Annotated in this window: 7 protein-coding genes and 1 tRNA gene; 6 read left to right on the top strand and 2 right to left on the bottom strand. The window is 70.3% G+C overall.

Features of this window, described 5'->3' with window-relative positions:
• Positions 1-97 precede the first annotated feature (97 nt).
• Positions 98-628 (bottom strand): helix-turn-helix domain-containing protein, encoded by a 531-nt coding sequence (locus FG385_RS31675; protein WP_139100482.1) that lies wholly within the window; start codon positions 626-628, stop codon positions 98-100.
• A gap of 56 nt (positions 629-684) precedes the next feature.
• On the opposite strand from FG385_RS31675, the gene FG385_RS31670 reads away from it, so the two are divergent.
• Genes FG385_RS31670 through FG385_RS31655 form a run of 4 tightly spaced genes read left to right on the top strand, consistent with a single transcriptional unit; the run spans position 685 to position 3,901 of the window.
• Positions 685-1,833: an alpha/beta hydrolase gene (locus tag FG385_RS31670; RefSeq protein ID WP_235022912.1), complete on the top strand. Its 1,149-nt coding sequence runs from the start codon at positions 685-687 to the stop codon at positions 1,831-1,833.
• Positions 1,833-3,248 (top strand): amidase, encoded by a 1,416-nt coding sequence (locus tag FG385_RS31665; RefSeq protein WP_139100480.1) that lies wholly within the window; start codon positions 1,833-1,835, stop codon positions 3,246-3,248. The genes FG385_RS31670 and FG385_RS31665 overlap by 1 nt, the downstream gene beginning before the upstream one ends.
• 35 nt (positions 3,249-3,283) lie before the next feature.
• Positions 3,284-3,658 carry a hypothetical protein gene (locus tag FG385_RS31660; RefSeq protein WP_235022911.1) on the top strand — a complete coding sequence of 125 codons (375 nt, stop codon included), beginning with the start codon at positions 3,284-3,286 and terminating at the stop codon, positions 3,656-3,658.
• Between the two features lie 27 nt (positions 3,659-3,685).
• Entirely contained in the window at positions 3,686-3,901 is a 216-nt protein-coding gene (locus FG385_RS31655) for a HypC/HybG/HupF family hydrogenase formation chaperone (RefSeq protein ID WP_139100479.1), read from the top strand.
• A gap of 180 nt (positions 3,902-4,081) precedes the next feature.
• Here FG385_RS31655 and FG385_RS31650 read toward each other — a convergent pair whose 3' ends face one another.
• Entirely contained in the window at positions 4,082-6,247 is a 2,166-nt protein-coding gene (locus FG385_RS31650) for an MMPL family transporter (RefSeq protein ID WP_139100478.1), read from the bottom strand.
• A gap of 55 nt (positions 6,248-6,302) precedes the next feature.
• Between FG385_RS31650 and FG385_RS31645 the strand changes: the two genes are divergently transcribed.
• The gene (locus FG385_RS31645) at positions 6,303-6,905 is read left to right on the top strand and encodes a TetR/AcrR family transcriptional regulator (protein ID WP_160148938.1); all 603 of its coding nucleotides are present in this window, start codon (positions 6,303-6,305) and stop codon (positions 6,903-6,905) included.
• A gap of 85 nt (positions 6,906-6,990) precedes the next feature.
• Positions 6,991-7,063 (top strand) — tRNA-Lys (locus FG385_RS31640).
• Positions 7,064-7,495: the final 432 nt, after the last annotated feature.

Genomic DNA, 7,495 nt, shown 5'->3' with positions numbered 1-7,495 from the left:
AGGCGACATCGACCGCACCAACTACACAACCACCATCACCGTCCAGATCCTTGACGGTTGACGACCTACCAAGACCACCTACTACGCGGCATTGGGATTAACCTTCCTCGAGGGGGAAGAGGATCGGGCTCAGCAGGTAGCGCGTACGACCGGGTGCCGGTTCGTTCGCGAGCTTCGGCGCGATTGCGGCGCGCATGTCCTGGATCAGCGCGTGCAATTCTTCGTCGCTGAGCCAGACGGCGTGCTGGCGGTAGCCGGCGAGATCCGCGACCGGATCGGCCTGCTCCCGGTCGAGATAGGCGTTGAACTCCGCGATCAGCGTGGCGACCGCGGTGGCGAAGGCGCGCCGGTGATCGTCGAGCGAGAGGGACTTGACCATGTCCTCGTCGACGATCGCCTTCTCCTGGCGTAGCCGATAGTGGCGCTCGACCGCGCCGCGCACGCGGCGTTCCTCGGCCACTTCGAGAATCCCGCCGCCGGCCAGCAGATCGACGTGCCGGTAGACCATCGCCTTCGACACGTCGGGCAGCCGTGCACACAGCTGCGCGGTCGTCAGGGTCCGGCCGCCGCGCATCGCGTGCACGATCCGCAGGCGCACCGGATGCGCGAGAAGTTCCAAGGTGTCCACCTGCTAACGATCTCATTTTCTGCTACCGTTCGCAAACTATGAGAACAATCGTCAAGATGGCGCGTGACAGGCGGTTCGCGGATGTCGAGGCACGGTTCGCACCGGAGTTGCGGGCGGCGGTGTCCGCGGAAACGCTGCGCGTCGCGTGGGCGTCCGAAATGAGCAAGAACGGGCCGGTCACGACGATCGGGGAACCACGGACCGAGCCGGGTGAGGCCGGGCTGACCCGGGTGAGCGTGCCGGTGAACTGCGAACGCGGCGGCTTCACCTTCGTCACGTCGGTCGATGGCGAGGGCCTGCTGCACGGGCTCAGGCTGGCGCCGCTGGTGACGGCATCGTGGGCGCCGCCCAGGTACGCGAAGCCGCGGCGGTTCACCGAGCGCGAGGTCACCGTCGGCGGGCGGCCCGGCGCGCTGACGCTGCCTCGCCGGCGACGGGCCGGGGTGGTACTCCTCGGTCCAGGAGCCGTCGATCGGGACGAGACCACCGGACCGAACAAACCGCTCAAGGATCTGGCCTGGGGACTGGCGAGCCGCGGCATCGCGGTGGTGCGGTTCGACAACGTACCCACCGCGGCCACGATTTCGGAGGAGTACCTGCCGTACACAATGGACGCCGCCCGGCTGTTGCGGCCGTTGGTACACAACGTTTTCCTGGTCGGGCACAGCTTGGGCGGGAAGGCCGCGCCCCGCGTGGCGGCCGCGGATCCGTCGATCGCGGGCCTGGTCATCCTGGCCGGGGACACCCAGCCGATGCATCGCGCCGCGGTCCGCGTCGCGCGCTATCTCGCGTCGGTCGATCCGGGCAACGAGGCCGCGCTCGCCGCCGTCACGAAGCAGGCCGCCGTGGTCGAGCACGGTCTTACGCCCGCGACTCCGGCCACGGAGCTCCCGTTCGGCTGGCCCGCGTCCTACTGGCTCGACCTTCGCGACTACGACCCGGTGGCCACCGCGGCATCGCTCGGCAAGCCGACGCTGATCCTGCAAGGCGGGCGCGACTACCAGGTGACCGTAGCGGACGATCTCCCGCGGTGGCGGACCCTCGCGGACGCCACGATTCGCGTGTACGAGGCGGACGATCACCTGTTCTTCGCCGGCGAAGGCCCGTCGACCCCGGCCGGCTATCAGCAGCCCCAGCACGTCGATCCCGCCGTGATCGCCGATATCGCGAGCTGGATCCGCTCGCGGGAAAGTACCGTGCCCTGATGACCGATGACATCTGCTGGCTCACCGCGACCGAGCTGGCCCGCGGGCTGCGCGAACGGGAACTGTCCGCGCGGGAGGTGGTCGCCGCGCACCTGGACCAGATCGAACGGGTCAACCCGGCGGTCAACGCGATCGTCACGCTGCTGCCGGAGCGGGCACTCGAGCAGGCCGCGGAGGCGGACCGGCTACTGGCCGCGGGCGCCCCGGTGGGGCCGTTGCACGGGATTCCGATGGCGCACAAGGACACCCACGACACCGCAGGCATCCGCACCACCTACGGCTCGCCGGTGTTGCGGGACAACGTGCCCGAGGCCGACGAGCTGATCGTCGAGCGCCTTCGGGCGGCCGGCGTCATCACGCTCGGCAAGACGAACGTGCCCGAGTTCGCCGCCGGGTCGCACACGTTCAACCCGCTGTTCGGCGCCACGCGCAACCCGTACCGGCCGGACCGGAGCGCCGGGGGCAGCAGCGGCGGGGCGGCCGCCGCCCTTGCCTGCGGGCTGCATCCGCTGGCCGATGGGTCCGATATGGGCGGATCGCTGCGGAATCCCGCGTCGTTCAACAACGTCGTCGGCCTGCGGCCCGCGCCCGGGCGGGTGCCGAGCCACCCCACCACGGCGGCGTGGTCGACGATGTCCGTACCCGGGCCGCTCGCCCGCACGGTCGCGGATGTCGCGCTGATGATGTCCGTCGTGGCCGGGCCGGACGACCGCTCGCCGATCGCGATCAGCGAGCCGGGCGCCGTTTTCGCCGAGCCGCTCGACCGCGACCTCACCGGCGTGCGGGTCGCGTGGGCCCCGGACCTCGGTTTCCCCGTCGACCCGGTGGTGCGTTCGACGCTGGAAGCGCAACTGAAGGTGTTCGAAGGCCTCGGGTGCGTCGTGGAGCAGGCGAGACCGGACCTCACGGGCGCGGACGAGGTGTTCCGCGCGCTGCGCGCCTGGCAGTTCGACCTGTCGCTGGGCGGCGTGCTGGACCGATCGCGCGAACTGCTCAAGCCGAGCCTGGTGGACAACATCGAGCAGGGGCGGCGGCTGCGCGGCACGGACCTCGCGCGGGCGGAGGAGCAGCACGCGAAGCTGTACCACGAGATGCGGCGGTTCTTCGCCCGGTACGACGTGCTGGCGCTGCCGGTCAGCCAGGTGCCGCCGTTCGAACTCGAACTGGAATACCCCGGTGAGATCGACGGGGTGCCGCAGCACGACTATCTGGAGTGGATGCGGTCGTGCTACTACATCAGCGTCACCGGATCGCCCGCGCTGTCGGTGCCCGGCGGGTTCACGCCCGACGGGCTGCCGGTGGGCCTGCAACTCGTCGGCCGGCATCGCGGCGAGTTCGGGTTGCTGCAGATCGGCCACGCGTTCGAGCAGGCGACCGGGTTCGGACTGCGCCGCCCGCAGGTCCTTGACGGTTAGCAGCGGCCTGACCGGGTAACTCGTTGCATGACGGAATGCGAGCGTTCATGAACATGCCGATCAGCGATCGTCGCGCGGCCCCGTGCCGGTTCTGCGGTCGTTCCCCCGCCCCCGGCGAACATCGGCTTCCGGGCCCGGCCGGACCCGTATGCGCCGATTGCGTCGAAGCGGGTCTGGCGCTGGTGCGTGACGGGCGGGCGCGCCCCAGCCTCGGCGGAACCCCGCTGCTGGCGGCCGAACGGGGCTCCGACCTGGCCTGCGAGTTCTGCGGACGCCGCGAACGCCGGACGTTCTTCGGGTTCCGGCGCCCGCTGGCCCGCATGATCGGCGGCCCCGGCAACGCCGTCATCTGCGCCGATTGCCTCGACCGCGCCGGCGACGTCCTCAACCGCGCGCTGCGGCAGCGCTGAGCGAGGATCCGGAGGAAACTGGGGCAGGTGAACGTTCCCGACTGTCCCGACGACGTGTGCGTCACGTGCTCGGACGTGGCGGTGCGCGTGCGGATCGTACGTCTGCTCGACGACGGGCTGGCCGTTGTCGACACCCGGCAGGGGCACGAAGAGGTGAGCGTGGCGCTCGTGACCGCGGGCCCCGGCGACGAGGTGCTGGTCCACGCCAAGGAGGCGATAGCGGTGCTGCCCGAGGGGCGTTAGCGCTCGGCGACGGTGGGGGCGAGCGCGATCTGGCGGGCGCCGGGCAGCACCGGCCGGCGGGCGAGCAGGCCGCTGCAAGGCCCGGTCGGTCCAGGCCGGCGCGGCGTCGATCAAACTCACGAGATGATCGGCCACCAGCCGCCGCTCCTGCAACAACGCCACCGCCTCCGCGTCCCCGGCTCATGCCGCACGTCCACCGAACCTTCGGTCGCGAACCGGTCCGGCAGGGAGTACGGGTCCGGGGCTCGGCCACCACGCGTGCCGGCCCGCGAACCGCACGATGGCCGGTACCAGCAGGCCACGCACCAGGAAGGTGTCGAGCAGGATTCCCGCCGCCATGGCGAAACCGAACTGGAACAGCCCGTCGAACGGCTGCGACGTCAGCACGGCGAAGGTCGCGGCGAGGATGATGCCCGCGGAGGAGATCACGCGGCCGGTGCTGGTCATGGTGGTCGTGATTCCGTGTACCGGTCCGCCGGAAGCGATCCGTTTGCGTAGCTGGGAGGTCAGGTAGATGTTGTAGTCGACGCCCAGCGCGGTGAGGAAGACGACGATGTAGGCGAGGACCAGCGGGCTGAAGCCCGCGCCACCGCCCAAGGTCATCAGGAGCAGGACGGTGAGGCCGACAGCGGCAGCGAGCGAGGCCACGATCGTCGCCAGCAGGTACAGCGGCGCGAGCAGGCTGCGGGTCATGACGCCGAGCACCAGCGCGATGACCAGCATGAGCAGCGGGATGATCACCCGCAGGTCCCGGTCGTTGGCGGCGCGAAGGTCGGTGGCGACCGCACTCGGCCCGCCCACCAGCACGTGTGTGCCGGTCAACTCCTGCGAGGCGACCTGGCGAACCTGTACGGTCCGGTCGAGCGCCGCGTTGCCGTACGGATTGTCCTTGGACACCACGGTGAACCGCGCGGTGTGCCGGTCCGGGCTGACGTCGCGCGGGCCCGACTCGACCGTGGCGACGCCCGGGATATCCACGATGCGGCGCTGTGCTTCCCGCAGCTGGGTGGAATGCGCGTCCACGCTGCTGGTGCCGGTGTCGACGACGACCGTCGTCGGCGCGAGGCGGCCCACAGGGAATGCCCCGGCGAGAAGCTGCTCACCTGTCTTGGACTCGGTGTTCACCCGGAAGCCGGCGACGAAGTCGTAGCTGTCCCGGTAGCCGACCAGGCCCGCGGACAGCAGGGCCAGCAGCACCAGGCAGCCTGCCATGACCGCGCGAGGCCGGCGTACGACCAGCGCGCCGAGCCGCCCCCAGAGCCTGGCCGGCCTGGCCGCGTTCACCCGGCTCGGCCAGAGTGCGACCCGGCCGAGCAGCGCCACGACGGCGGGGACGAAGGTCGCGCACACGGCGAGGGTCAGCACCACCGACAGGGCGAGAAACGGCCCGAACGCACGCAGTCCGGGGATTGTGGCCGCGAGGAGCACGAGCAGGCCGAGGACCACCGTGGTGGCGCTGTAGAGCAGTGACTCGCCGACGTCACGCAGCGCGCCGGCCATCTCGGCGAGCCGTACCTGCAGCGGGGGCGCCTCGTGCCGCGCCAGCCGGGATCGGTAGCCGCTGATGATGAACAGGCAGTAGTCCGTGCCCAACCCGATGACCAGCACCGTCATGATCGCCGCGGTCTGGGCGGTGACCGTGATCAGCCCCGCTTTGGCGAGCAGGGCGGCGACGGCGTTGGTGAGCTGGATCGCGATCCCGGCCGCCGCCAGCGGGATGAGGCTCAGCAGCACGGACCGGTACACCAGCAGGAGGATGACCAGGACCAGCGCGAGCGTGCCGAACATCAGGGCGAGGTCGGCCTCGCCGAACACGGCGAGCGTGTCGCGCACGATCCCGGCCGGGCCGGACACCGCGACCTGGACACCGCGATCCCAGGGGACCGCGTGCGCCGCGGCCCGCATCTGGTCGACCGCCACGTTGAAGGCGCCCGAGTCGCCGCTGTCGACCAGAACCGGCACGGCGACAACCGCGGTCGACCGGTCGTCGGACAGCACCGTTGGGGCGGCGTCGCCGGTGCCGTTCGGGCGGTCGGGTCCGGACAGGCTCCGGGCCAGCCCGTCGACCTGGCCGAGGTCCCGCTCGTTCAGGTGGCCACCCGGCCGGGACACCACCACCAGGGCCGGCGTGCCGCGCTGATCGGGGAACCGATCCCGCAGCAGGTCCTGCGCGCGCATCGATTCCGCGGTGGCGGGCGGATTGTTGCCCGAGCGGTTGTCCGCCACCGAATCCAGTGTGGGTGCGAGCCGCGGCCCGATCGCGACGGCCAGCAGCCAGAACACGGCCACCCCGACAGCCCCCCGCCTGCTCCGGACCAGCCGGCCACCTCTTTTTAGCAACGTCATGTCAGCAAGATAGCAACACGACGTTCCCAAGATGCGCGTTGGGTATCCTGAGGGGGTGCCGAAGATCGCCGCCAGCACCGTGGTCGAGCATCGCGCGCAGCAGCGCGCCAGCTTGCTCGCGGCCGCCGAGGACCTGCTCGTCGCTGATGGCTACGCGGCGTTGAACTTCGGCACGCTGGCCGAACGCACCGGGCTGGCCCGGCCGTCGATGTACAAGTACTTCGCGTCCAAGGACGACCTGGTCGCCGCGGTGTGCGAGGAGGCGCTGCCGCCCTTGCTGGCCCGGCTCACCACGGCGATGGATCGCGCGAACTCGCCGCGGGACAAGCTCGTCGCCTACGTCCGCACGCAACTGGAGATGGTCGCCGAAGGCGGCCACGAACTCGCCGCGACGCTGGCCCGCGCCTCGCTCCCGCCGGCCGTGCGTAAACGCATCCGGGCGGTGCACGACCAGTTCGCGCCGAACATCGAGCAACTCCTCGCCGATCTCGGCGATCCGCGTCCCACCTTGACGGCCGCCTTCGTGCAGGGAGTGATCAACGAGGCCACCCGCCAGATCCACAACGAACCCGCCGCCGAGACGATCACGGCTGCGGTCGGCTTCATCCTGTCCGGCACATCCGCTCGCTGGTCGAGGTCCAACGCGCTCGGCACGTAGCGACCCGAACGTGTCAGGACCACCGGTGCCCAACCGGCCCATCCCTGCCTACCTGGGTTCGGCCGCCCGCTATGCTCACTGCGAGGGGCCGTTAGCTCAATTGGCAGAGCTGTGGACTTTTAATCCATAGGTTCCGGGTTCGAGCCCCGGGCGGCCCACCGATGTAGTCATTGTGCGAACCATTCCTTTCGAGGCCGTTTCCGCTGGTAGGGCGGAGGCGGCTTCGTTTGCGTTGCGGGGTTGAGGGATGCGGAACACGGGCTTGAGCGTGTTGGGGCCGGTGATGGTGACCTTGGCGACGAGGGCTTCGATCAGGGCTTTGATCTGGTTGTGCGCGCCCTCGGTGATCACACCGTGGATGTGGTCGGCGACCTCGGTCAGCGTAGCGGCGTCGGGTGCGGCGGGTCCGTCGTCCAACTCGGCGGACAGGTCGGCACGACGGGCGCGGAGTTCCTTGAGCCGCGCCCGTAGGCCGGTGAGGCGGTCGGCGACGAGTTCTTCATCGAGGGTGCCGTTCTCGAACGCGGTCAGGTAGCGGTCGATGGCCTGGTCGGTGTTGGTGATCTGGGCGTGGATGGTGGCGAGTTCGG

Source organism: Amycolatopsis alkalitolerans (assembly GCF_006152065.1).
Classification (GTDB): domain Bacteria; phylum Actinomycetota; class Actinomycetes; order Mycobacteriales; family Pseudonocardiaceae; genus Amycolatopsis_E; species Amycolatopsis_E alkalitolerans.
The sequence above is the reverse complement of the archived record's forward strand: the minus strand, read 5'-3'. Positions and strand labels throughout refer to the sequence as shown.

Bases quoted from the DNA above. Each gene is read 5' to 3' on its own strand.
- FG385_RS31670 (WP_235022912.1), top strand. From the start codon at position 685: ATGGCGCGTGACAGGCGGTTCGCGGATGTCGAGGCACGGTTCGCACCG.
- FG385_RS31650 (WP_139100478.1), bottom strand. From the start codon at position 6,247: ATGACGTTGCTAAAAAGAGGTGGCCGGCTGGTCCGGAGCAGGCGGGGG.
- FG385_RS31660 (WP_235022911.1), top strand. From the start codon at position 3,284: ATGCGAGCGTTCATGAACATGCCGATCAGCGATCGTCGCGCGGCCCCG.
- FG385_RS31665 (WP_139100480.1), top strand. From the start codon at position 1,833: ATGACCGATGACATCTGCTGGCTCACCGCGACCGAGCTGGCCCGCGGG.